The sequence below is a fragment of the Sphingomonas sp. CV7422 genome (assembly GCF_027945725.1).
Classification (GTDB): domain Bacteria; phylum Pseudomonadota; class Alphaproteobacteria; order Sphingomonadales; family Sphingomonadaceae; genus Sphingomonas; species Sphingomonas kyungheensis.
The window spans coordinates 1-22,965 of the sequence record NZ_CP115901.1 but is presented as its reverse complement, the minus strand read 5'-3'; the positions used below and the strand labels follow the sequence as shown (position 1 = coordinate 22,965).

21 protein-coding genes are annotated in these 22,965 nt (G+C 67.8%); 12 read left to right on the top strand and 9 right to left on the bottom strand.

Annotated elements, in window-relative coordinates; translation table 11 throughout:
* The first annotated feature begins 8 nt into the window (after positions 1-8).
* The 3 genes from PBN85_RS17310 to PBN85_RS17300 all read left to right on the top strand — a co-directional run bounded on the left by PBN85_RS17310 (position 9) and on the right by PBN85_RS17300 (position 5,069).
* The gene (locus PBN85_RS17310) at positions 9-1,202 is read left to right on the top strand and encodes an AAA family ATPase (protein ID WP_037533784.1); all 1,194 of its coding nucleotides are present in this window, start codon (positions 9-11) and stop codon (positions 1,200-1,202) included.
* Positions 1,203-1,255: 53 nt separating this feature from the next.
* A complete protein-coding gene (locus tag PBN85_RS17305; protein WP_271301014.1) occupies positions 1,256-2,296 on the top strand; it encodes a ParB/RepB/Spo0J family partition protein in 1,041 nt (346 codons plus the stop codon).
* 1,582 nt (positions 2,297-3,878) lie between these two features.
* Positions 3,879-5,069, top strand: coding sequence for a replication initiator protein A (locus PBN85_RS17300; RefSeq protein WP_271301013.1), 1,191 nt, complete (start codon positions 3,879-3,881; stop codon positions 5,067-5,069).
* Positions 5,070-5,604: 535 nt separating this feature from the next.
* Here PBN85_RS17300 and PBN85_RS17295 read toward each other — a convergent pair.
* The 3 genes from PBN85_RS17295 to PBN85_RS17285 form a co-directional block, all read right to left on the bottom strand.
* A complete protein-coding gene (locus PBN85_RS17295) occupies positions 5,605-6,171 on the bottom strand; it encodes a TonB-dependent receptor (RefSeq protein WP_271301012.1) in 567 nt (188 codons plus the stop codon).
* A gap of 255 nt (positions 6,172-6,426) precedes the next feature.
* On the bottom strand, positions 6,427-7,668 hold the full coding sequence (locus PBN85_RS17290; RefSeq protein WP_271301011.1) for a histidine-type phosphatase: 1,242 nt from the start codon (positions 7,666-7,668) through the stop codon (positions 6,427-6,429).
* On the bottom strand, positions 7,668-10,472 hold the full coding sequence (locus tag PBN85_RS17285) for a TonB-dependent receptor (protein ID WP_271301010.1): 2,805 nt from the start codon (positions 10,470-10,472) through the stop codon (positions 7,668-7,670). Before PBN85_RS17285 ends, PBN85_RS17290 begins: the two co-directional genes overlap by 1 nt.
* A gap of 304 nt (positions 10,473-10,776) precedes the next feature.
* Here PBN85_RS17285 and mgrA point away from each other — a divergent pair, with 304 nt between their 5' ends.
* Both mgrA and PBN85_RS17275 read left to right on the top strand, forming a co-directional pair.
* Positions 10,777-11,853 (top strand): L-glyceraldehyde 3-phosphate reductase, encoded by a 1,077-nt coding sequence (gene mgrA / locus PBN85_RS17280; RefSeq protein ID WP_271301009.1) that lies wholly within the window; start codon positions 10,777-10,779, stop codon positions 11,851-11,853.
* A gap of 116 nt (positions 11,854-11,969) precedes the next feature.
* Positions 11,970-13,349 carry a carbohydrate porin gene (locus PBN85_RS17275; RefSeq protein WP_271301008.1) on the top strand — a complete coding sequence of 460 codons (1,380 nt, stop codon included), beginning with the start codon at positions 11,970-11,972 and terminating at the stop codon, positions 13,347-13,349.
* 106 nt (positions 13,350-13,455) lie between these two features.
* Here the strand turns inward: PBN85_RS17275 and PBN85_RS17270 are convergent, their stop codons facing one another.
* The 3 genes from PBN85_RS17270 to PBN85_RS17260 form a co-directional block, all read right to left on the bottom strand.
* Positions 13,456-13,704, bottom strand: coding sequence for a TonB family protein (locus PBN85_RS17270; protein WP_271301082.1), 249 nt, complete (start codon positions 13,702-13,704; stop codon positions 13,456-13,458).
* A 321-nt stretch (positions 13,705-14,025) separates the two neighbouring features.
* Positions 14,026-14,226, bottom strand: coding sequence for a hypothetical protein (locus tag PBN85_RS17265; RefSeq protein ID WP_271301007.1), 201 nt, complete (start codon positions 14,224-14,226; stop codon positions 14,026-14,028).
* 66 nt (positions 14,227-14,292) lie between these two features.
* Positions 14,293-14,544 carry a hypothetical protein gene (locus PBN85_RS17260; RefSeq protein WP_271301006.1) on the bottom strand — a complete coding sequence of 84 codons (252 nt, stop codon included), beginning with the start codon at positions 14,542-14,544 and terminating at the stop codon, positions 14,293-14,295.
* Between the two features lie 311 nt (positions 14,545-14,855).
* Here PBN85_RS17260 and PBN85_RS17255 point away from each other — a divergent pair, with 311 nt between their 5' ends.
* From PBN85_RS17255 to PBN85_RS17245, 3 genes are read left to right on the top strand one after another with little or no spacing between them, the layout of a single operon-like run.
* Positions 14,856-15,464: a ribbon-helix-helix protein, CopG family gene (locus tag PBN85_RS17255; RefSeq protein WP_271301005.1), complete on the top strand. Its 609-nt coding sequence runs from the start codon at positions 14,856-14,858 to the stop codon at positions 15,462-15,464.
* Complete coding sequence (locus PBN85_RS17250) at positions 15,461-17,116, top strand: relaxase/mobilization nuclease domain-containing protein (RefSeq protein ID WP_271301004.1); 1,656 nt, start codon at positions 15,461-15,463, stop codon at positions 17,114-17,116. The genes PBN85_RS17255 and PBN85_RS17250 overlap by 4 nt, the downstream gene beginning before the upstream one ends.
* On the top strand, positions 17,113-18,021 hold the full coding sequence (locus tag PBN85_RS17245; protein ID WP_271301003.1) for a hypothetical protein: 909 nt from the start codon (positions 17,113-17,115) through the stop codon (positions 18,019-18,021). The genes PBN85_RS17250 and PBN85_RS17245 overlap by 4 nt, the downstream gene beginning before the upstream one ends.
* A gap of 183 nt (positions 18,022-18,204) precedes the next feature.
* On the opposite strand, the gene PBN85_RS17240 is transcribed toward PBN85_RS17245, so the two are convergent.
* Entirely contained in the window at positions 18,205-18,423 is a 219-nt protein-coding gene (locus tag PBN85_RS17240; RefSeq protein WP_271301002.1) for a hypothetical protein, read from the bottom strand.
* Positions 18,424-18,531: 108 nt separating this feature from the next.
* On the opposite strand from PBN85_RS17240, the gene PBN85_RS17235 reads away from it, so the two are divergent.
* Positions 18,532-18,711: a hypothetical protein gene (locus PBN85_RS17235; protein WP_271301001.1), complete on the top strand. Its 180-nt coding sequence runs from the start codon at positions 18,532-18,534 to the stop codon at positions 18,709-18,711.
* Positions 18,712-18,858: 147 nt separating this feature from the next.
* The gene (locus tag PBN85_RS17230) at positions 18,859-19,083 is read left to right on the top strand and encodes an antitoxin VbhA family protein (RefSeq protein WP_271301000.1); all 225 of its coding nucleotides are present in this window, start codon (positions 18,859-18,861) and stop codon (positions 19,081-19,083) included.
* 37 nt (positions 19,084-19,120) lie between these two features.
* Here PBN85_RS17230 and PBN85_RS17225 read toward each other — a convergent pair whose 3' ends face one another.
* Positions 19,121-19,429, bottom strand: a complete 309-nt coding sequence (locus PBN85_RS17225) for a hypothetical protein (protein WP_271300999.1) — start codon at positions 19,427-19,429, stop codon at positions 19,121-19,123.
* Between PBN85_RS17225 and PBN85_RS17220 the strand changes: the two genes are divergently transcribed.
* Positions 19,388-20,122, top strand: coding sequence for a Fic family protein (locus tag PBN85_RS17220; RefSeq protein WP_271300998.1), 735 nt, complete (start codon positions 19,388-19,390; stop codon positions 20,120-20,122). The two genes, PBN85_RS17225 and PBN85_RS17220, sit on opposite strands and share 42 nt — an antisense overlap.
* Positions 20,123-20,436: 314 nt before the next feature.
* Here PBN85_RS17220 and PBN85_RS17215 read toward each other — a convergent pair whose 3' ends face one another.
* Complete coding sequence (locus PBN85_RS17215; protein ID WP_271300997.1) at positions 20,437-21,480, bottom strand: LysR family transcriptional regulator; 1,044 nt, start codon at positions 21,478-21,480, stop codon at positions 20,437-20,439.
* Here PBN85_RS17215 and PBN85_RS17210 point away from each other — a divergent pair.
* On the top strand, positions 21,431-22,390 hold the full coding sequence (locus PBN85_RS17210) for an NAD-dependent epimerase/dehydratase family protein (RefSeq protein ID WP_271300996.1): 960 nt from the start codon (positions 21,431-21,433) through the stop codon (positions 22,388-22,390). The two genes, PBN85_RS17215 and PBN85_RS17210, sit on opposite strands and share 50 nt — an antisense overlap.
* Positions 22,391-22,965: the final 575 nt, after the last annotated feature.

The following is a 22,965-nucleotide window of genomic DNA, read 5'->3' as shown; positions in this document are numbered from 1 at the left end:
ACCGCGCCATGAATGCAATCGTCACGCAGATTGGCGATCTCGCCGATGCCGGCGAACGGATGATCGAACGCCTGCGCCGCAAGGCCTTCCTTCCCGAAAGCCGCAAGGGGCTCAACGTCCGCTTCGGCATCGCCGAGGCGGCGCAATTGCTCGGCTGTTCGACCAACCGCATCCGCATGGCGGAGGAGGACGGCCGCCTGCCCCCCGCCCCCGCCGCGGACAATGGCCGGCGGCTCGGCTATACCGTCGGCGAGCTGCTCCATATGCGGCAAGTCCTCGGCGCCTCGCCGGCGCGGGGGGACAGCGACGTGCCGGCGGTGATCGCGGTGCAGAATTTCAAGGGCGGCGTCGGCAAGTCGACCGTCACCACGCATCTCGCGCATTATTTCGCGGTCCAGGGCTATCGCGTGCTCGTCGTCGATTGCGACAGCCAGGCGACGACGACGACGCTGTTCGGCTTCAACCCGCATTTCAACATCACCCGCGAAGAGACGCTCTACCCCTATCTGTCGATCGACCCGACGCAGAGCGACCTCGATTATGCGGTCAAGCCGACGCCCTGGCCCAATGTCGATCTGATTCCGTCCAACCTCGAACTGTTCGACGTCGAATATGAACTCGCCGCGGCGGGAAGCGACGGCGGCTCGGTGCTGGCGGCGCGGTTCCGCAAGCTCAAGAAGGGGCTGATCGAGCTTGCCGGCCATTATGACGTGGTGCTGCTCGATCCGCCGCCCGCGCTCGGCACGATCAGCCTCGCGGTGATGCAGGCGGCCAATGCCCTGCTCGTCCCGCTCGCCGCGACGACGCCCGATTTCTGCTCGACGGTGCAGTTCCTGTCGATGATGGATCAGGTGCTCCAGCAGCTCGCCGGCGCGGGGATCGCGGTCGATTACAGCTTCGTGCGGCTGATCTGTTCGAAGTTCGACGGCAATGACCCGAGCCATGCGATGGTTCGCGCGATCATGGAGCAGAGCTTCGGCCCGGCGCTGCTGCCGGTGCCGATCCTCGAATCGGCGGAGATCAGCCACGCGGCGATGCGGATGATGACCGTCTACGAACTCGACAAGCCGATCGGCACCGCCAAGACCCACAAGCGCAGCCGCGCCAATCTCGACGAGGCGATGGGGCAGATCGAGCAGCTCGTCCGCCAGGGCTGGGGCCGCGTCGCACCCGCGGATGAGGCGGTGCTCTATGCCGGATGATTTCGCTGTCCTATTCGCCATCGTTCCCGTTATGTCCCGCGCGGAGGTGAGTCATGGCGCGTAAGCAATCCGATTATCTGGCAGCCTTACTGTCCGAAGAGCCGGCCCCCGATACCCCCGCCCCCGCCGCGGCGAGCGAACGCCCGCCCGAGCGGCTGCGCGGCACCACCCTGCTCGGTCGCGAGTCCGCGCTGGCGCGGGTCGCGTCGGGCGAGGTGCGGCAGGTGACGCAATTGCTGCTCGATCCGGCGCGGGTGCGCGTCTGGCCGGGCAATGCGCGCTCCTATGCGCATCTCGACGAGGCGCGCTGCCGCGAGCTGATCGATTCGATCATCGCCGAGGGCGGGCAGAAGGTGCCCGCGGTGGTGCGCCGGATCGAGGGCGATGCCGATCACGATTATGAGGTGATCGCGGGGACGCGGCGGCATTGGTCGATCAGCTGGCTGCGCGGCCATTCCTATCCCGACATGATGTTCGTCGCGCAGGTCGTCGCGCTCGACGACGAGGCGGCCTTTCGCCTTGCCGATCTCGAGAATCGCGCGCGCGCCGACGTCTCGGATCTCGAGCGCGCACGCAATTACGCCGCCGCGCTGACGCTGCATTACGGCAATCATGCCAGCCGGATGGCGGAGCGGCTCAAGGTCTCCAAGGGCTGGCTGTCGAAGATGCTGCGCGTCGCCAGCCTGCCCGAAGAGATCGTCGATGCCTTCGCCTCGCCCGCCGAGGTGCAGCTCAAGAGCGGCTATGCGATCGCCCAGGCGCTCGGCGACCGCAGCACCGCGGCGCGGATCATGGCGACCGCCAAGACGCTGGCACGCGACCAGCAGCAGCGTCGCGCCCAGGGTCTCGTCCCCCTCCCCGCCGCCGATGTCGCGCGCCGGCTGCTCGCCGCGCCGCAGGATGGCGACGACGCCCCGCCCTATGTGTGGACCGGTCCGCAGGGGCGCGCGGCGCTCACCGTGCAGACGATCAACCGCCAGGGTATGACGATCCGCCTCCACGCCGGCGCCGGCGCCGATGCCGCAATGCTCGCCGACGCGCTGCGCGCGGCGCTCACCGCGCTCGAGGCGGAAGGACGCGGACTGCCGCTGTGAGCGGCGCGCTGCCCGAGGTTTCCCCGGGGAAACACGCTCGAGCGGCGCGGTGCCCGGGCTGGTGTGGGCACGAAGTTTCCCCGGGGAAACTTCGATTGGCGGATGAGGTCGGAATGGGCGGATCGGGCTGTTTCGCCGCGCCGGACGTGGCGGGGCGGTGCCGGGACGCGTGGGTGGCCGGGGGCGATCTGTTCGCGTCGCCGGTTGGCGGGCCAGCTGCTCCCAATCGGAGGAGCGCCCGGTCTGCCCCCCTGCCCTCGTACGGACATTGGCGGCTGCTGGACCGGGCGGGCGTTGGACCGACACGGGCATCGTTCTCGGTCCGCACGGGCGGTGAGATTCAGGAACAAGCCCTGTCGCTACTGCTTGGTGTTGCCGGTCCTCCGTCCCAAGCTTCGTTGGCGCTGGCTGAACCGCGGTTTGCCTGTCCAACGGAGGCGATCACCATCTCGCCCTGTCCGACCGTGACGGCTCACGGCGACGACCCTCCGCTCCCCGCGGATTTTCGGACGGTCGCTCGGGCGAAGCAACTCCAAATCCCCCTCCGTCATGCCGGACTCGTATCCGCATCAACGGCTCCGCAAGAGCATCAGGCGTCGTCATTGTGGCGCGGTAGGTCCGGGAAACAGTCCGGGGTGACGCTACGCGGTTGGCGCCGGGCGGAACATCGCAAACGCCCTGCATTGGCGAGATGCCAGCAGCCAAGTAGTGCCGCGGGTATCCACCAACACACGCCACGGGCTGCTTGCGTTGCGCAACCCTTGCCGTGTCTCACCACGAACACGCGCGATGCCGAAGTTTCCCCGGGGAAACATCCGGCGACAGCGGCGGACCTCTTCGAATGGATGATGGTTTCCCCGGGGAAACACGTTCTGCACGTCCGACGGCTCGGCCGGCGAAGGATGCCATCGTCATGGTCGACGATTCCGCTCGAAAGTTCAGGCAGGACCACACCGCCGACGTCGCGAGGGCTCGCATCTGTACGGGTGCGACGACGTCGCCGGAAAAAGGCCGTGGCCTCTGTCCATCCGCCGGTCAGGCAAAGCCGATGCATCGCGCTAGCCGCGCTTATTTGCCTGCGAGCAAGGCATCCCCCTGCCCTCACCCTCATGGGTCCAGCGAAGCGCCGCCCACACCATCGCCGCGTCACCGATCGAGGCCGCAGCATCTCGCCCTGTCGTCTGTTCGATCGATGCTGTGCCGCTTCCGTCACGGAAGACATCGACGAGCGCACCCAAAAGACGCGCCCACCCCCCTTCCCGCGTCGAATGTGTTTCCCCGGGGAAACATCGCCGTCGCCAAGCCCGCTGCGCCACATCGTTCGCCTCAAGACGAGACCACACAGAGCCCGCCACCCCCAGCCTGCGGCGGCGATCCGCACCGGCAGATCGCGACCAGATGACACACCTATGCCACCCTCTCGCGGAAGCGGACGAACGATGACCCGACCCAGCGCCCTCCAGCTGCATCCCGCCCGCACGACGCCGGGCGCGCGCGCCACACCGTACCGTCACGCGGCCCGACACGTTTCGCCGGGGAAACCATCCCGCCGTGTTTCCCCGGGGAAACACGGGGTCCGGCGATGACCGGCGGCAAGCCCGAGGGCAGCTCCGACCAGTTCGACCTGTTCCTCCCCTATCTCGCCGATCTGCCGCTGCGCGATCAGCGCGAGATGATGGAGCGGCCGTTCTTCAGCCTCGCCAAGTCGAAACGGGTCAAGCCGATCGACTATCGCAGCCCCGACGGCAAATCCTGGGTCCATGTCTCGGCCAATGCCGATTACGGCATGGCGACGATCTGGGACGCCGATATCCTGATCTATTGCGCGAGCGTACTCGCCGACATGGCGCGGCGCGGCGTCAACGACGTGCCGCGCAAGCTGCATCTGATGCCCTATGACCTGCTGCGCGCGATCGGCCGGCCGACGACGGGGCGCGCCTATGAGCTGCTCGGCCAGGCGCTCGACCGGCTGGTGGCGACGACGATCAAGACCAACATCCGCGCCGAGAACCGCCGCGAGGCGACCTTCTCGTGGCTCGACGGCTGGACGCAATTGGTCGACGCCAAGACCGAACGGTCGCGCGGCATGACGATCGAATTGTCGAACTGGTTCTGGGAAGGCGTGATGATGACCGGGGGCGTGCTGTCGATCGACCGCGCCTACTTCGACCTCACCGGCGGGCGCGAACGCTGGCTGTACCGCGTCGCGCGCAAACATGCCGGCGGGGCAGGCGAGGGGGGCTTTGCGATCGCCATGCCGACCTTGTTCGAGAAATCGGGCGCGGAGGGGCAATATCGCCGCTTCAAGTTCGAGATCGCCAAGATCGCCGAGCGCGACGAGCTGCCCGGTTTCGCGCTGACGCTGGAACAGGCCGGCGACAAGCGCGAACCGCTGCTGCGGATGCGGCGCCGGCCGGAGGCGCAGCGCGTCACCTCGGTGAGCGCAGGCGAGAGGGCCGCGCCACCCGCCGTCGCGCCTGCCGCGCCCGCGCCCCCTTCGCCCGAGCGGACCGAGCAGCTGGTCGATGCCGCCGCGGCGATCCGGCGCAGCGTCAGCCGTCTCGCCAGCCGCGCGCACGATGGCGAGATCACCGCGGCGACGCTGGCGACGTTGCGCGCCGAATGTCCGGGCTGGGACTATCAGACGCTGCATGCCGAGTTCCGCACCTGGATCGACGCCGATCCGGCACGCACCCCGGTCAATTACCAGGCGGCGTTCGTCGGCTATGTCCGCCGCTGGGACGCCAAGCACCGGCACGAACTCGGCCGCTGAGCCGCCATGCAAGCGCGTCGCGTTCCCGAAGTGTCGGCGCGGCGGATGCCGGTCCGTCTGCGCGAAACCGCATTGGCGGCGCTGGTCGCCGAAATGAACCTCCCGGATGGAGTGGCCCGAAAAAGTGATTCAATAGAGGGCATGGAATTTCTCGCTTTCGCCAGCCGTCGTCCTATCGGGAACGTCGTGTCGACCCTTCGGGAACGTCCCTCGACCCTTCGGGAACGATGCAACGATCCTTCGGGAACGGTCCCGTCGATCCTTCGGGAACGAACCACCGATCCTTCGGGAACGGCAGGGTGGCCGCGAATCGCCGGAATTGCTGCGATTCCTGCCGTTCCCACGGCGCTTAACCTTCTAACCTTATCTCTAACCCTCTAACCAAGCGGAGATGGTTCGATTGAGAGGGGGATAGAAGCCCGCGCCGCCACCGCAGCGCGACACAGACAGGACGGCATGCCGGATCGCCGGCAGGGCAGGGGGCCTGACCGCCGGCCGATACGGGGGTCGCGGCCGGCGACCCCCACAGATGGCGCTACAGCGCCGCGCTGGCGCGCAGGAGGACGGTCCGCCCCGACGCCATATAATCCTTCTGGTAGCTCACATGGTCGCCCTTGGTGGTGTAATAGCGCCAGTCGTCGCCGAGATTGGCGATGTCGAGATCGAGCGTGACGCCGCGGGCGAGCGTGTACCGGCTATGGAAGTCGATGCTGCGATTGGGCTGCACCCATTTGTCGACCGCATTGTCGCGCAGATCCTCTATATATTTGCCGCGATAGGCATAGGAGAGTTTCAGTTCGACGCCGTGTTTCTGATAGGTGAGCGCGGCATTGTACAACAGATGCGGTGTATTGACGAAGCGCATCGTCACGCCGTGACGATAGGCTTGGCCACTGTCCGCGGCACTGTGCTGGAGCGTGACATTGCCTTCGACGCCGAAACCATCGAACGGCGCGGCGAGCCCGGCCAGTTGCTTGATGACGCCGAGCTCCATGCCATAGACCTGCGCGCTCTTGCCGTTCTGCGGCTGGGTGATCTCGATCGTAGGAGTCGGCAGCCTGAATCGTCGCGCCCAACTGACTGTCAGACAGCGACGTAGCATCATCCGCACGATGGAAAGGATGTGAATATCCCGGCGCAACGAATATCGCGATCGTCGAGAAGCCGGATTGCGCCAACATTTGGCCGGTCCGCGACCTGTGGCGGCTGGCGGCGAGCGACGGCTGGTACGACCTCACCGTCACCTGCACAGCGGGCGCACAGGCGCTGTGGCGCTATGCCGGCAAGATCGAGACCGGGCGGCAGGGGCGCACCGATCCCGCGATCGGCACGATGCGGCTGTGAGGCGGTGGGGCCCCTAGCGTGCCACCGGCTGCCGCAGCCGCGCCTCGGTCAGCGCGACGAAGGTGGCGAGCGGGCAGCGCGCCGGGCAGCCGGGGATCGCCACCGCGGCACGATGCGGCGCCACGCCGCGGGTCAGCGGGGTGAGCGCGCGGACCTGCGCCATCGTCTGCGCCTGGCTGAACGCGCGGACGTAGCGCGCGCCGTCGGCGCCGCGCACCAGCTCGAAGCCGAGCGCGCCGCCCGGCGCTATATCGTCGCGCGGATAGTCCGCCATCGTCCAGTGCAGGTCGTAGAAGCCGCCGAGCGCGGCGAGATTGGTGTCATGCCCGAACAGCAAGGTGATGCGCCCGCTGCGCCCCGCCAGCGCATCGACGATCCGCCGGGCGAGCGGCGCGGCGAGCCGCTGCGCGACATAGGGCGGGCGCGTCTCGTAGCGGAACTTGATCGGGTGGAAGCGCAGCATGGTGCGGATGTCGGCGGCCGAGGCGCGACCCCAGCCGACCTGCGCCATCGGCATGGCTTCGAGATATTGCAGCAGGATCGTCTGGCCCGCGGTCGAGGCGAAGCTGAGCGCGCCCTTGAGGTCGGGCTTGTCGCCCGGCACGGCGACGAGGTGCGAGGCGCGGTCGGCCGCGGTGCATGCCGAAGCGCCGCGCCCGCAGGCCTTGCCGGGGCAGCAGCCGGTGACGTGTTCGAGCACGCGGAAGGCGTCGGCATTGGCGACCGCCTCGGCCGCGATCCCGCCCGCCGGCGCCTGCCGCAGCGCCGCGCTACGCGCGGTGTCGCCGTCGATCGCGAGGCCGGCGTCGGCGGGGTGGAAGGTCGCATCCTCGTCTTCGCTGGCGGGATGATCGAGCGGCACCGCGCAGCCCGGCGTCAGCGCGGCGAGAAAGGCGCGGCCGGTCTCGATCGCGCGCGACGCGCCGCTCGCCCCGGCGCTGATCGCGGCGGGGGCGCAGCCGCTGGCGGGGAGCAGCCCCTGCCGCACCCACAAGGCGCGGTCATAGGCGCCGAGCCGGCCGATCGCCGCGGCGCCGTGCGGGGTGAGGTCGCCCGCCGGTGTCGACCAGGCGGGCCAGGCTTGCGCGGTGGTGCCCGCCGGGGTGGCGGGGAATTTGGTCGACGGCCGCACCCCGTGGCGCATCAGCAGCACGACACGCTCGACCGTCTCGCCGCGCGCCGCGGCGGGGGCGGGCGGGGCGGCAGGGGAGGGGGATGCCGCGGCGAGCAGCGCCAGCGCGAGCCACCGCCGCATCACAGCGTCACCTTGACGCCGAACTTGCCGGTCCAGCCATATTGTTCGTGCTGCGCGAGCCGGTCGCCCCCCGCCGCGGTGCCGGTGTACACGCGGTCGAACGGTTCGTTGCCAATGTTGATGAAGTCGGCGGTGAGCTGGACGCCGCGCCGGACGCGCAGCTTGGCCCCGATGTCGAACAATAGCCGGTGATCGACATAGACGTCGCCGTCGCCGTCCGCGGCGATCTCGTCGAGATAGCGGCCGCGATAGGTGCCGCTGGCGCGCAGCTGCAACGGCCCCTTCTCATAGCCGATGCTCGCATTCCAGATATGCTTGGACGAGCCGGGCAGGGTCAGGTCGCGCACCGTCCCCGGCTGGGTGGCGAGCGAGGCACGGGTATCGACATAGGTGTAATTGCCGCCGACCAGCAGCCCGTCGAACGGCGCGGGCAGGAAGCTCAGCGACGCCTGCAGGTTGAGCTCGACCCCGGTCACCCTGGCGGTGTCGCCGTTGAGCGGCAGCGTCGCCTCGTCGATCACCACGCCGTTGTAATTGTAATCGTCGATCCGCGACGAGAAGATGAAGTCGGAAATCGCCTTGTGGAACACCGTCACCTCGGCGAGCGCGTTCGAGGCGAAATAATATTCCGCCGCGGCATCGAAATTCCACGATCGGTAGGGGCGGAGCTGCGGATTGCCGAACGTGCCCTCGCCGTCATTGGCATTGTAGGAGAAGCGCGGCGCGAGATCGGAGATATTGGGCCGCGACAGGCTGCGCGTCACCGCGCCGCGCACCACCAGCTTGCGCCAGGGGCTGTAGCGCAGATTGAGGCTCGGCAGCCAGTTGGTATAGGCGCGCGCGACGCGGACCGGCGTCGCGACGAGGCTGTCGGTATCGAGCGCGTTGCCGCGCATCCGGTTGCGGGTGTGTTCGACGCGCACCCCGGTCACCGCGCGCAGAACGCCGTTGTCGAAGCGGAGCTGGCCATAGCCTGCGTAAATGTCCTCGGCGACGCGATAGGTCGCCGACAGGCTGTCGAGATCGCTGTCCGCGGCGTTGCGTACCAGAGTGTCGCGGTTGGCGTTGAACCAGGCGCGCACCAGCAGCGGATCGACCGCCGGGTTCATGTCGACCAGCCCCGTCTCGCCGATCGACCGCGACAGGCCGGCGAGCGTCGGGAAGCTGCCGCCGGTCAGCGCGTCATAGCTGGTGAAGTCGAGCGTATAGCGTTTGTCGCGGAACCGGCCCTTGCCGCCGACCTTGATCTCGAGGCTGCCCGCGGCGAGCGGGATGTCGCGCGCGATGTCGATCCGGCCGGCATATTCGCGGTCGGTGCTGAGGCCGTCGGTGGTCTCGATCTTGCTCAGCGGATCGCTGCCGTTGGTGAAGGCGGCGTCGTTGCTCGTGCTGTATTCGGGGGTCTGCGTGTCGAGGCCGCTCAGCGTCAGCCCGAGCTGGCTCGCGCCGGTCTGGAAGCGCCGGTCGAAGATCGTATCCTGCCGGTTTGGCTCGCGCTCCTCCGATTTCGACCAGCTGCCCGAATAGGTCAGCGTCCACCGATCGGCCTGCGTCTCGCCGCCTGCGGTGACGCTGTAGACGTTCTGGATCTCGGTGCGGTCCTTCATCTCGCGGCGGACGCGGATGCGGTTGGCGCTGCCCGCGCCCGAGGCGAAGGTGGCGCTGCCCGCATCGCCGCTCACCGGCGCGGGCGACAGGGTGAAGCGCAGCCGGCTGCGCAATTCGTCGTCGCGGAAGCTGTTGGCGATGCCGCGGACGTAGAGCGTCGTCGTGTCGCTCGGCCGCCAGTCGAGCGACAGCGCGCCGGCGATGCGGGTGCGCACCACGTCATAGGCGCGGTAATCGACCTCCTCGGGATAGGCGATGCCCGCGGCGCTGCGCGTCCAGTCGCTCGCCTCGACGCCGTCGGTGCCGAAGCGCCGGCGGTAATAGGAAAAGCCGCCCGAGATGCCGAAATCGGGGGTGACGAGCTTGGAAAAGTCGACCGAGCCCTTGGGGCTCCAGCGGTCGCGCAGGTCGTTGCGCGATCCTTCCAGCGACAGGCTGAACAGGTCCTTCTTGCGATCGAAGGCGCTGGTCGTCCTGATCTCGATCGAGCCGCCGATCGTGTCGCCGTCCATATCGGGGGTCAGCGTCTTTTTGACCTCGATCGACTGGACGAGCTCGGACGGCACGGTGTCGAGCGCGAGCGCGCGATTGTCCGCCTCGGGCGAGGGGATGCGCGCGCCGTTGATCGACACCGCGTTGAGCGCGGGGGCAAGGCCGCGCAGCACGACGAAGCGGCCCTCGCCCTGATCGTCCTGGATCGACACGCCGGGGACGCGGCGCAGCGCCTCGGCGACATTCTGGTCGGGATTCTGACCGATCGCGTCGCGCGACAGCACGCTCTCGACGCCGTCGGCGGAGCGTTTCTGCGACAGCGCGCTCGCCTGGTTGGCGGCAAGCCCGACGACGAGGATGTCGTCGCCGCGCGTCGTGCCGTCGGAGGCGGCGAGCGCGAAGCTCGCGTCGACCGTGCCGCTCGCCGGGACGGTGACCGTCCGCGTCTCGGCCGCGGCGCCGACGTAGCGGACGGTGACGGTATAGGTGCCGGGCGGCACGTCGGTGAAGCGGAAGCTGCCGTCGCGCCCCGCCTCGGCGACGCGGCCGAGCTCGACGATCCGCACCTCGGCACCCGCCAGCGTGCGCGTATCGGTGCTGTCGGTGACATGGCCGGTCAGGCTCTGCGCGAGCGCGGGCGCCCCACAGGCGCAGGAGCAGAGCAGGGCCAGGCGCAGCGCGCCGCCAACCGACGTGGCGATCATGGAATGTCCTTCGGGTTAGGGCAGCGTCGCTGACGCGAGCGCCGGACCCGGCGGTTAGGGGCGGGTCATGAAAGGTACATGACGTGAGGGTTTCGATTTGATGACAGAAAGTTCATGATTGAGATCGGGCGGTTGCCGGCCATCGCATCGCGGTTGCGTCTGGAGAATGTGATTGATCCGACGCCATCACCGCCGGCCGCTTGCCCTGCTGCCCGCACGTTTCTCCAGCGAATTCCGCAAGAAAGCTGACAGAGGCTGAAACGCGCGGCGCGTCGCGCGTTGAGCGCTGCGACAAGGAGCCATCATGCCGTTCGATCCACCCTATACCGCCGCGCCCGACCGTTACGAGAGCGGCATGCCCTATCGCCGCACCGGCCGCAGCGGGCTGCGCCTGCCCGCGATCAGCCTCGGCCTGTGGCAGAATTTCGGGGGCGCCGACGTGTTCGAGACCGGGCGCGCGATCCTGCGCCGCGCCTTCGATCGCGGCGTGACGCATTTCGACCTCGCCAACAATTACGGCCCGCCCTACGGCTCGGCGGAGGAGAATTTCTGCCGCGTGCTCGCCGCGGACTTCCGCGCGCATCGCGACGAGATGATCCTGTCGACCAAGGCGGGCTGGGACATGTGGCCCGGCCCCTATGGCGACGTCGGATCGTCGAAGAAATATCTGATCGCGAGCTGCGACCAGAGCCTCAGGCGGATGGGCGTCGACTATGTCGACATCTTCTATTCGCACCGCGTCGATCCGGCGACGCCGCTTGAGGAGACGATGGGCGCGCTCGTCCAGCTCCACCGCCAGGGCAAGGCGCTCTACGTCGGCATCTCTTCCTACGAGCCCGGCCTGACCGCCCGCGCCGCGGCGATCCTCGCAGAGGAGAAGGTGCCGCTGTTCATCCACCAGCCGAGCTATTCGATCCTCAACCGCTGGATCGAGCGCGAATTGCTCGCCACGCTCGAGACGCTGGGCACCGGCTGCATCGCCTTCTCGCCGCTCGCGCAGGGGATGCTGACCGACAAATATCTCAGCGGCGTGCCGCAGGATGCGCGCGCCAGCCGCGGCGGATCGCTGGCGCAGACCCTGCTCAGCGAGCAGAATCTGGGGGCGATTCGCGCGCTCAACGCCATCGCCGCGGCGCGGGGCCAGACGCTCGCGCAGATGGCGATCGCCTGGGTGCTGCGCGATCCGCGCGTCACCTCGGCGCTGATCGGCGCGCGGACGGTGGCGCAGCTCGACGATTCGCTCGACGCGGTGCAGCGGCTCGACTTTTCCGACGACGAGCTCGCCGCGATCGATCGCGCGGCGGCGGATGGCGGCATCAACATCTGGGCGGAATCGTCGGACATCGCCGACCTGCCCGCGGCGCAGGGGGTGCCGGGCTGAGGATCGGCCGGCGCGGCGCCGCCGCCGCCCGGTACGGCGTCGGCACCGCGTCGGAACGTCATGTCCATTTCGGGCCGAGCTTTTCCCTGTCATAGAGAGCGGCTAGGGGGCCGGCCATGATTCGGCTCCTCCCCCGCGCCACGCTCGTCCTCCTCCTTGCCGCGCCGGCCGCGGCGCAGACCATACCGACGCGCGCGCCCGCCGACGCGACCCGCGCGGTCGCGGCAGACCCCGCCGCCGCGCCCGCCGACGCCGGGTCCGACGCGCGCTTCGCGGTCCATGGCCAGGCGACGCTCGTCGTCCAGGCGACGCCCGGCTTCGCCTCGCCGTACACGGGCGCCAACAGCCTGACCCCGCGGCAGGCGAAGGAGACCGCCGACGTGACGCTCTATGCCGGGGTGCGGCTGTGGCGCGGCGCGGAGCTCTGGACCAATCCCGAAATCGACCAGGGTTTCGGCCTGTCGAACACGCTCGGCGTCGCCGGTTTTCCAAGCGCCGAGGCCTATAAGGTCGGCCGGCGCGCGCCCTATGTCCGCCTCCAGCGCACCTTCCTGCGCCAGACGATCGATCTCGGCGGTGCGCGCGAGCGGGTCGCCGGCGTCGCCAACCAGGTCGCCGGCTGGCGCACCGCGGACCGGCTGGTGCTCACCATCGGCAAGTTCGGCGTCGGCGACGTGTTCGACACCAACAGCTATGCGCACGATCCGCGCGCCGACTTCCTCAACTGGTCGGCGGTCGACGCGGGCAGCTTCGATTATGCCGCCGACGCCTGGGGCTATAGCACCGGCGTCGCCGCGGAGGCCTATCGCGGCGCGTGGACGCTGCGGCTCGGCGCGTTCAACCTGTCGAAAGTGCCCAATGGCGAGACGCTGGAGCCCGGTTTCGGGCAATATCAGCTCGATGCCGAGCTGGAGCATCGCCACCGGATCGGCGGGCGGCCCGGCGCGCTGCGCGTGACGCTGTTCCGCAACCGCGGGCGTTTCGGCCGTTTCGACGACGCGCTGGCGCTGGCGGCGCGGAGCGGCGAACCGGTCGATACCGCCGCGGTGCGCGCGCGGCGGACGCGCGCCGGGATCAGCGTCAACGCCGAACAGACGCTGACCGACACGCTGGGCATGTTCGCGCGCGCCGGCCTCGCCGACGGGCAGATCGAGCCCTATGACTTCACCGACATCGATCGCACCGCGCAGGCCGGCCTGGCGCTGCGCGGCGCGGGCTGGCGGCGCGGCGACGATACGCTGGGCGCGGTGGTGATCGTCAACGGCATCAGCCGCGCGCACCAGCGCTATCTCGACGCGGGCGGGCTCGGCGTGCTGGTCGGCGACGGCCGGCTGCCGCATCCGGGCGCGGAATATATCGGCGAAACCTATTATCGCCTCGCCGCGACGCGCGGGTTCGACCTGTCGCTCGATTACCAGCACGTCGCCCACCCCGGCTACAACCGCGACCGCGGCCCTGCCGAAATCTTTGCCGTGCGCCTGCACGAGGCGTTCTGAGGTGGCGACCGGTCGCGGCTGAGGGCGGGGCTGCGCGCGCGTCATGGACAGGCCGGGTCGGCGTCCGCGGTAGCGCCAAGCGGCCGCTCCTGTGCGACCCGACCGGTCAGTTCGGATTGATCCAGACGGCGCGGTGATAGACAGAGCGTGCGGGGACCGGCGATGGTTCGAAGCGCGCTCGCCGCAGCAGGGCGTTGCACGTCGCCTCGTCGAGCGACGCCACGCCCGAGCTGACGACGGTGCGGCACGCGACTGGTTTGCAATCGGGACCGATGGTCGCCACGACCTTGACGATGCCCTGCTGTCCCCTGCGGAAGGCGTCGAGCGGATCATCGTCGGGCGGGAACCAGCTGATGCGCCGTTCGATCGGAACATCGATGATCGCGCGCGGATCGGCGCCGCATGACCTGAGCAGGTCGCGACCGCAGGCTTTGACGGCCTCGACCGCCTTGGCGATGCCGTGGACCAGGATCGTGACGGGATCAGCGTCGATCCCAGTGATGGTCAGGGTGTCTACCAGCAGGATCCGACGCTAGGCGTTCCAATCGACCGTGGCTTTGAACAGGCGGGTGCACACCGGATTGAATAGCCAGACCCATTGCGTGTGGAGGTCGAGGCCCGTCGCTGTGTCCACGATGGCGGCGGAGCCGAAGGCGCTGTGTCCGTGAACTCTAGTTTAGCGCAGCATGAAATCGCCCTCGCCTGACACCGGATCGGCATCGATGACGAGGCCGGCCGGCATGGGTCCGGCGCCGGATGACCGGCTGAGCGTACAATTGTGTTGATCATACGCGACCGCCCATGCCGAAGCGTGGCCGTTTACGTCGGCAGGCATAGCAGCTTCCATCGGCATCGCGGCCAGTGCGAGCATCGTCACCCCTACGCTCCGTCCGCCCGGAATGTGCCGACGGCCTCCAGCTCTGCAAAGTGCTTGATTGCGGACCTATGGTAAAGCACCCGCGTCAGGACGTGACGGCTGGCCCGGGGAGGTCAGGAGCGGTGCGGTTGGCTTGCAGATCGTCGCACTCTTCACGCGGCCGAGCGCGGCGAGCAGGGTTGGGCGACCGGCATCGCGGGCGGCAAGTTCGGCGGCTTTCGCACGTTCATCGAGCGCAACCAGCTTCGCCTGGAGCACCTCGCGACGCGCCTGAATTGCGGCCAGCTGGTTGGCTTTCGATGGGCGGGCCATTTGCATCACTTCGTCATAGTGGCGAGACATGGGCCGAGGCAGGAGTTGATGACCGGCCGTGGAAACCTGTCGATCGGCCCCCGCCGCGACGTGCAATCATTGTAGAACGGTTCCCGGAAAAAGGACTTGACACCATCGCGTTGTCGCAAACGCAGCGCGCGAAAAGGTGCGAACCAGTCGCTCTCAAGCAACTCCCCGGTCAGCGTGCTTCTGAGTGCGAGACCGTTGTTTGGGGTGAGGGGGAGTGCGTCTATAATGGGGTAAAGGAAGGGATGGCAGGATATCCCATCTGTCACCGTTGTATACAACGATGACAGATGGGGCCGCTGCACGGGGCTGATCCATTGATCGTTACTGCTCGTGTTTCCGATGACGTGGCGGCCGAGATCGACCGCCTCGCTGCCGCGAACGGCCAGAGCCGTTCCGCGTGGATGTCGCGCACGCTGACGCAGCTCGTGCTCGCCGAAGGCGGCAAGGACGCGCCGCTGGTGCCGGTGAGCCGGCGCGGCCGTCCCGACGAGTATGTGCGCGTGACGCTGCGCCTGCACCGGCACGAACTCGAGGCGATCGATGCGGTCGGCGCGCCGCTCCGCCTGGGGCGCAACGAGTGGATCAAGCGCGCCATCCGATGGCAGCTGTGGGACAGGGCAGGGGTGCTGCGGCTCGCGCCCGCGACGGCCGCGGAGATCGGCAAGCTGCGCAAACAGGTGCTCGCGATCGGGCGCAACATCAATCAGGCGGTGCATGCGATGAACGCCGCGAACATGCCGGGCAGTTCGCTTGACATCGCACGGATCGCCGAGCCGTTCATCGACACCTGCGCGGAGCTGAAGTCGCAGCTGTTCGTACTGCGCCGGGCGCTCAGCCGCTATGTCAGCGGCGAGGTCGCCTATTGGACCCGCGCCGCGGAGGAGCAGGAGACGTGAGTTTCCGCCTCTCGCCGGGAACGCTGGACTCGCTGGCGGGCGTGTTCGCGCCGCCCCGGAAACGGCGGTCGCGTGGCGGCGGACGAGGGAAGGGCGGTGCCCGTGACGACGGCGCCATGCTGGCATTTGCCGCCGCGTCGCTGCTGCGCAAGACCGCGCCGACGAGCAGCAGTTATCGGCCCAGCGCGCAGGTGAAACAGGCGTTCGGAGGCGGGTCGCATGCGGCGATCAGCGCGCGCGCGCTGCGGACGATGGAGCGCACCGCGCGCCGCGTTCCGGGGGTGATGGTGCGCGTCACCGGGCGCCAGCATGGCGGCGGTCACGTGCTCGCCAACATGTCGTATATCAGCCGCCTCGGCCATGGCGAGGACAAGCAGATCGACCTCCATACCAGCGAGGGCGAGGTGCTGCGCGACGGCCGCGACATGCAGGAGCTGGCGCAGGATTGGCAGGAATGGGAGACCGCCGACGAGGCGCGCCGCAAGGGCGCAACGTCGCTGTCGATGATCCTGTCGATGCCGGCGCACACCGATCCGCAAGGCGTGAAAGAGGCGGCGCTGGCATTCGCGCGCGAGGAGTTCGCGAACCGCTCCTGGGTCGCGGCGCTGCACGTCGATCGCGATCATCCGCACGTCCATCTGACGGTCGCGCGGCGCGATTACGACGGCCGCCGGTTCAATCCTGATTCCGACGATCTGCTGCGTTACCGCCAGCGTTTCGCGCAGAAGCTGCGCGACCGCGGCATCGAGGCGAACGCGACGCCAGTGCAGGCGCGCGGCGTCGATGCGAAGCACGAACCGATCGCGGCGCGCAAGATTCGCGAGCAGGGCGCGGTGCCGCAGATCGACCGTAACCGGGCCGATCGTGCGCGTCGGCTGCACGAAAACGGCCGCGCCGATCCTGCCGTAACCGCGCTGGCGAAACGACAGGCGGTCGTGCGCGACACGTTCCAGCGCTCGATCGACGAGCTGCTGACGTCGCCGTCGCTGGTCGATCAGGTCAAGGCGCAAAGCCTCAAGACGTTCGTTGCGGCAATGCCCGAGCCGGTGCCGAACTCGATGCGCGCGACGCAGATCGATCGCGGAGCCGATGCGCAGAGTGCCGCAGCGTCGGCACCGGAAAAGGGTATTGCGGCGGCCGATCCGGTCGCTGCCGCACTCGCCAGACTGGAAGCTGCGACGGCGGAGATCACGGCGCGGCGTGCACGGGAGGCGATGGCTGCCAACCCGGTCACGCTGGCGCTGGCACGAATGGAAGCGGCAAAGGCCGAGATCGAAAAGAGGCATCAGCAGGAAGCCGGTGCGGCTGACCCGCTGGCAGCGACGCTGGCCAGGATCAATGAAGCAGCCAAGGTGCGGACGGCGCCAGTACAGGAAACGGGCGAGGTTGAAATGCCGGGTAGCGATCAGTCAGCGGATCGCGCTGCTGCAAAGCCGGGTCGCGATCGGCCGGCGGAACGCGATGCCGACGATCAATCGCAGCAGATGCGGCCACCCCTCGAGCCGGAGAGCCGGCCTATGCCGACGCTATCGGCCGATCAGGCCGACGCCATCCTGCGCCAAACGCTCGAACGTGTCCGCGCGCAGCAGCAGGAACGCGAACAGATGCGGCAGCGCGATCGGTCGCAGGACAGAGGTGGGCCGCGCCGATGACGGATGGTGAGAACAGTCGCGCGTTAGCAACGATCCTCGAGACGCTGGCCGTCCTGACGAAGGAGGTGGATGCGATTGCCCGAAGGCAGGTTGGGATCGAGCAGGCCCTGAGCGCCGTCTCGCAAGCGACCGAGGGCCTCACTACGCTCGAGCAAAGGCTGTCAGACCTGGCACGGGATCAAGCCGAGACCGTCACTCGGCTCGGCACGCTGGACGTCGGGCAAGCGGCGATCGCGCAAGATCTGAAGACAGATCGTCTCACCAATCGCGCCAGTCTTGTTCTGATCGCGGAACTTGCCGCTCGCGCGCATACGGCTGCCTGTGGGATCAAAGCGCCGCTCCCTGCCAATGTGGCCGACAGTCCTCTTCTCGAACGATATCTGATCACGCAGCCAGCGGATTACGTCACGGCGACGCGTGCCCTTGCCGAGTGGCGCCAGCAGGTGCCGAAGGCTGCGTCGCGTGAGCTGGCGCAGCTCCTCGCGCGGCAATACGAGCCCTCACCGACGGACACGCCCGAGACGCGCGTGCTGCGCTACCAACTGGCAGCGATCACGCGCGCGGAGCTGGCCGGACGCGGTGTAACGCCGCCCGCCGCGCCCCAGACGACGGTCACGCGCGACCGTTCGCCGGAGGCGAGGGCCGCACGATCGAAGGAGCTGGCTGACCTGTGGCGGGCCGGCGAAAGCCTGGCGCTCTATGGGGAGCCGGAGCTGGCCGCCGCGATCGACGGGTTCGCGGTGGCCGATCGCCAGGCCGCCATCCTCCACGGCGATCAGATCCCTGCCGAGCTGGTGACCCTGCACCGTGACATCGCCGCCCGCATCGAGGCGGGGGAGCGCTCGTTCGAGGTCAGCACGATGCCTCCCGCCGCTTTGCACCGATCAAGCGACATGGAGCGGTAGGTCCGATCCGTGTCGGACACGCTCCTCACGAAGTCGGCCTACTCAATCGAATCGAAATCAACGTAACCAAGCAGGTGGCAAGCTGTGGCGCTCGGGATCACACGTGACTGGATTCCGGTGAGCAACCGACGACATGTCCACAGCGTCGAGCGCGCGCACTATTGCGTTGAATTCGCGCAGCGCCTAACTGACCGTCACGTCGTCGCGAATGTCGAGCGACTTGGCTACGTCGCGTGCTTGCCACACGCGCATGCGTAACCACTCGACCCGTGCACCGGTGCCATGACCCTGCTCATAGGCGATCTGTTCGCTGTACCTGGCGATCACGTCGTTGATAGCGTCCAGCGCCGCTTCGTAAGCAATTGCCTGATCCTGCGTCCACATGGGACCCTGCGTGGTCACGGCGCCTCCTTCCCGTCAGACATAGGCCACGCGTTCGCGGGCGGCAATGAAGCGCCCCGGGATCGTCACCGGATCAAGTGATCAGCTCTCCCATGTCCCGCTCGGAATGTGCGTTATGGCAAGAGCGATCTCCTCCACCTCGCCGGCCGCATCCGTCAGAACAGCTACGAGAAGAGCGGCGAGCGCGTCCATACCGTTGACCTGATCGCCGAACGCGTCCGGGTCATCCCTGCGCATGACTGGCCCAAGGGGCATGAGGATCAAGACGACGATCGTCCCGAAGACTGACGCTGCCGACCGGTGGTGCGTGTCGCCACCCGATCGCAGGCCATGCCTCTCGCCAGTCCGATATCGGCTGAAATCCGCCAGTTCTGCTGGCAAATCCGGGCGCGTCTTCCTATGTTGATATGGCTCGATCAGCTGAAAGGATTGAGGATGGACGCCGTCGCGCCTCTCCCTGTTTCCCCACTCGCGATCACCGCGGCTGAGCGCAAGCGTCGTATTGACGCGGTTAACTTTGCACGCGGCAGCGTCCGTTACGAAGGCGGCATCCTCATCAGTGAAATCGAGGCAATCGCCGCGCGGTTCATCGATGGCGAATTGACCAACGAGCAGTTCGTCACTGCGGTGAAAGAATCCGACACCGTGCGCCTTGGTTGATCGCGGCGAAGCAGCCCTTGCCTATGTCAACATAACCCTATTGGCCTTGGACACTGTCCGAGGCCAATTCGATGTCGCCCACCTGCGCGAGGTTCACCGGCGTATCTTCCAGGATCTGCCGCACCATCGTCCGGGCGAATTTCGGCCGGACGCGGCAGGGCATTTCAAGCAGCGCCGGCTTGAGGCCTCGCGCGATCGTCTTTAGGTCCCCTATGCGCTGCGGCCGGAGGTCGACCGGCTGCTCGGGGCGACGCTCGAGGCGTTGCAGGGCGGCAAGGCGCTCGCCGGGCTGAACACGCTGGATATGGCCGACGCCCTCGCGCAGACCTATGCGAGGCTCGATCACCTGCACCCGTTCAGCGAGGGAAACAGCCGCACGCTGCGCACCTTCACCGCGCAGCTCGCCAGCGAGGCCGGGCATAAGCTCGACTGGAACACGACCAACGTGACGCCGCAGTCCCGTGACGCGCTGTATATCGCGCGCGACATGGCCGTTATCCAGCATCACTATCCCGGCCTCACCGCCGACAAGATGATGACGGTCGACACTCGCGAAGAATATCAGTTGGCGTTCCAGCTCCACGTGTATCGCCGGCACGATCCGCTTCAGGAGATCATCCGGCGCTCGCTCGAGCATGGCCGCGACCAAGCCCCCTATGACCGCCGCATGTCGGTGATGGAGGCGGCGCGCGAAATCGGGGTCGTCGCACCGATCGCCGCCAATCAGGCCGACTTTGCCGAGGAAAACGCCCGCCTCGCCGTGCCGCGCGGACAGGGTTCGCCCGCCGAGCACGAGGCTGCCGTCGTGATCCGCGACCGCATCGCGCGCGATGGCAGCATGGAGGTCTTGGCCGAACGCCTGAGCCGGGTCGAGAGCGGCCAGATCACCATCCGGCATGAGCCCTGCGCGCCTGCGATCCGGCGGCTTATCGCCATTGCCGACGGCATCACGCGCGAGCTCGCGCAGCAGCGCACGATCGCGACGCAGCAGATCCAGCGGCTGCGGGCGATCGAACACGACGGCAAGTTGGAGCGCTGAAGCAAACGTCGAATGACTTCAGAAGGTATCTTCGCTCACGCGTTGCCCACCATCGAGCTGACGGGATGCAAGATGCAGCTGGTCGGATCGAAGGGTGGAGCCTATATCGGCGCATAATAGCGCACCCGATCTCACGGAGAGGTTTGTCAAAGGCGTAGAAGCCGATCTCAAATCTTGTTGGAGAACGATCCGGCCGCTCTAGGATGCTGCCGCGGTCAAAAGTCACGTATAAATGTTATGAAGACAGGCAGGTAGGCCTTAATCAACGTCTGCTTTCGGACTGCGTCTACACTGCATGAGCGGCCGTTTCTGGCTCACCGCTGACGCTCCGAACCCGTTCTGATGTAAGCCGTCATGCCGTCGACCAGTGCGTCGAAGACCAGCCGCATGCGCCTTGTCGAGCGCAGGTCCTCATGCATGGCGATCCAGACCGGCAGATGCGCGTGGAAGATTGCCGGCAGGATCGGGATCAGCGCCGGGTCACGGCGAGCTATCGGGCCCTGCATCACACCGATCCCGCAGCCGGCGCGGATCAGCGCGATCTGGGCCAATTGGTTGTCGGTGCGCAGCGCAAAGGCGGGCAGGTCGGGCCAGGCCGCCTCGAGCGACCGGATCGACGCCGCGTCCCGGTCGAAGCCGATGATCGCATGCCGCGCCAGGTCAGCGGCGCTGTCGATCGACACGGCGCGGGCAAGATACTCGTGGTGCGCGTAGAAGCCGAGGCGGATGCGGCCCACCGACTTGACGAGCAGCGCCTGCTGCCTCGGCTCGGTCATCCGGATCGCGAGATCGGCGTCGCGCCGCAGCAGGTCGGACGAGGCGTTGGTGAGCAGCAGCTCGATCATCAGGCCGGGATGCTGCGTGCGCAGGGCGGCGAGGATCGGCGGCAGCACCTCCGCGCCGATCACTTCACTCACACTGATCCGGACGATGCCGCAGATCGCGTCGCCGGGAGCGGAGGCGGTTCGCACCAGCGCTGCCGCGGCGGCAGCCATCGCCTCGGCTTCCGACGCGAGCGCCAGCGCGGTCTCGGTCGGCTGCAGCCCGCGCGCCGAGCGCGTGAACAGCGCGCCGGCGCCGAGCGCCGCCTCCAGTTCCGCGATATGTCGCCCGGCGGTCGGCTGGGTGAGACCGAGCGCGCGCGCCGCACCCGACAGGCTGCCCGCACGCATGACGGCGCCAAAGGTGCGCCACAACTCCCATCCGGGTCCACTGTCCATACGATCCTGTATATCTGCTCTGCCTATTGTCGCAATTTCGTTTGGCCCGGATAGAGGCCATCTCTGCCTCCGCAACGAGGAGGTGACGATGAACAAGGACACAAATACGGCGCTGGTGATCGGCGCGACCGGCGGCATCGGGGGCGAGGTGGCACGGGCGTTGCTCGCCCGCGGCTGGGCGGTCCGCGCGCTCCATCGCGATCCGGCGCGGGCCCGGGCGAGCAATCCGGCGCTGGAATGGGTGCGGGGCGATGCCATGGACAAGGCGTCCGTCACCGCCGCTGCCGACCGCATGTCGGTGATCGTGCATGGTGCGAACGCGCCGGGCTATCGCAATTGGGCAGGGCTGGTACTGCCGATGCTCGACAGCACGATCGCAGCGGCAACCGCGACCGGCGCGCGCGTGCTGCTGCCAGGCACGGTCTACAATTACGGGCCGGACGCGAGCGAGGCTGTCGACGAGACTAGCCCTGAAAACCCGGTGACCCGCAAGGGCGCGATCCGCGTCGAGATGGAGCGCCGCCTGCGCGAGGCGAGCCGGAACGGCGCCAAGGCACTGGTTGTCCGCGCGGGCGACTTCTTCGGTCCGCGCAGCGGCAATAGCTGGTTGGCGCAGGGCATGGTGCCGACGCCCGGACCGGTGAAGCGCGTTTTCGATCCCGCGCGCGCGGGTATTGGCCACGCTTGGGCCTATCTGCCCGACCTCGCCGAGACGATGGTACGCCTCTTGGAACGGCGCGACGCGCTGGCGGCTTTCGACAGCTTCCAGTTTGGCGGCACTTGGGTGGACGACAACCGAGCGTTTGCCGACTCGATCCGCCAGGCGGCGGGCAAGCCGAACGCGCCGATCTATCCGTTCCCGTGGCCGGTGGTGCACGCGATGGCGCCGTTTAACGAGACCGCGCGCGAGATGCGCGAGATGATCTATCTCTGGCGCCGGCCGCTCCGGCTGATCGACGGCAAGCTGCACAGCTTCCTCGGCGACGTGCCGGCAACGCCGCTCGTCGAGGCGCTGCGGACGACGCTGCAGGGTTTGGAACGGCTGTGACGATTCAGCGGCTTTGCATCCGCTGATGAACGAGCGGCAGTTCTCGGGCGTCGGGCGCGCCGAGGAGAATGTCCGGAACCGGGTCTACATGCTTGCGGCGTTGCACGCGCATCTACGACACGGGGATTGCGGCGGAGTAGCCTTGCGGCGCTACAGGTTGAAGCGTATATCGGTCGAGCTACGATGTTCTATGTCTATAGGTCATCCCCTGAGCCCCGAGCGTTCCAGCGTTCGGGGCTCAAATTTTTTAAGGACGCCCCGGCGTTCCAGCGCCGGGACGTCCCCAACTCGGCCTAGTGGCGCGACAGCTCGATAATCTTCACTATCAAGCTGAGGAGCGCGACGACGAGCGTCGCGACGCCGAGTACCAGTGCTACGATTGTTGCGGTGTCTATATGTATCACCTCCCTTGACCGCCCGGGTTGGGCTGCCACGGGCCGGATAGGCTCTCTGGCAGAGATAGACTAGCCTTGCGACGCGGCGGAGGTGGCCCCCCAAGGCGACGATCGACGCTGATCTAACAGCTCGGGAATGAGCCGCAGCAACATCGGTGCGTGCCAGAAATCTGTGTGCCT

Excerpts from the sequence above, each read along its gene's own strand:
- PBN85_RS17310 (WP_037533784.1), top strand. The coding sequence starts at position 9 with ATGAATGCAATCGTCACGCAGATTGGCGATCTCGCCGATGCCGGCGAA.
- PBN85_RS17305 (WP_271301014.1), top strand. The coding sequence starts at position 1,256 with ATGGCGCGTAAGCAATCCGATTATCTGGCAGCCTTACTGTCCGAAGAG.
- PBN85_RS17300 (WP_271301013.1), top strand. The coding sequence starts at position 3,879 with ATGACCGGCGGCAAGCCCGAGGGCAGCTCCGACCAGTTCGACCTGTTC.
- PBN85_RS17295 (WP_271301012.1), bottom strand. The coding sequence starts at position 6,171 with ATGCTACGTCGCTGTCTGACAGTCAGTTGGGCGCGACGATTCAGGCTG.
- PBN85_RS17290 (WP_271301011.1), bottom strand. The coding sequence starts at position 7,668 with ATGCGGCGGTGGCTCGCGCTGGCGCTGCTCGCCGCGGCATCCCCCTCC.
- PBN85_RS17285 (WP_271301010.1), bottom strand. The coding sequence starts at position 10,472 with ATGATCGCCACGTCGGTTGGCGGCGCGCTGCGCCTGGCCCTGCTCTGC.
- mgrA (WP_271301009.1), top strand. The coding sequence starts at position 10,777 with ATGCCGTTCGATCCACCCTATACCGCCGCGCCCGACCGTTACGAGAGC.
- PBN85_RS17275 (WP_271301008.1), top strand. The coding sequence starts at position 11,970 with ATGATTCGGCTCCTCCCCCGCGCCACGCTCGTCCTCCTCCTTGCCGCG.
- PBN85_RS17260 (WP_271301006.1), bottom strand. The coding sequence starts at position 14,544 with ATGCAAATGGCCCGCCCATCGAAAGCCAACCAGCTGGCCGCAATTCAG.
- PBN85_RS17255 (WP_271301005.1), top strand. The coding sequence starts at position 14,856 with ATGGGGCCGCTGCACGGGGCTGATCCATTGATCGTTACTGCTCGTGTT.
- PBN85_RS17245 (WP_271301003.1), top strand. The coding sequence starts at position 17,113 with ATGACGGATGGTGAGAACAGTCGCGCGTTAGCAACGATCCTCGAGACG.
- PBN85_RS17230 (WP_271301000.1), top strand. The coding sequence starts at position 18,859 with ATGGACGCCGTCGCGCCTCTCCCTGTTTCCCCACTCGCGATCACCGCG.
- PBN85_RS17220 (WP_271300998.1), top strand. The coding sequence starts at position 19,388 with ATGGCCGACGCCCTCGCGCAGACCTATGCGAGGCTCGATCACCTGCAC.
- PBN85_RS17210 (WP_271300996.1), top strand. The coding sequence starts at position 21,431 with ATGAACAAGGACACAAATACGGCGCTGGTGATCGGCGCGACCGGCGGC.
- PBN85_RS17215 (WP_271300997.1), bottom strand. The coding sequence starts at position 21,480 with ATGCCGCCGGTCGCGCCGATCACCAGCGCCGTATTTGTGTCCTTGTTC.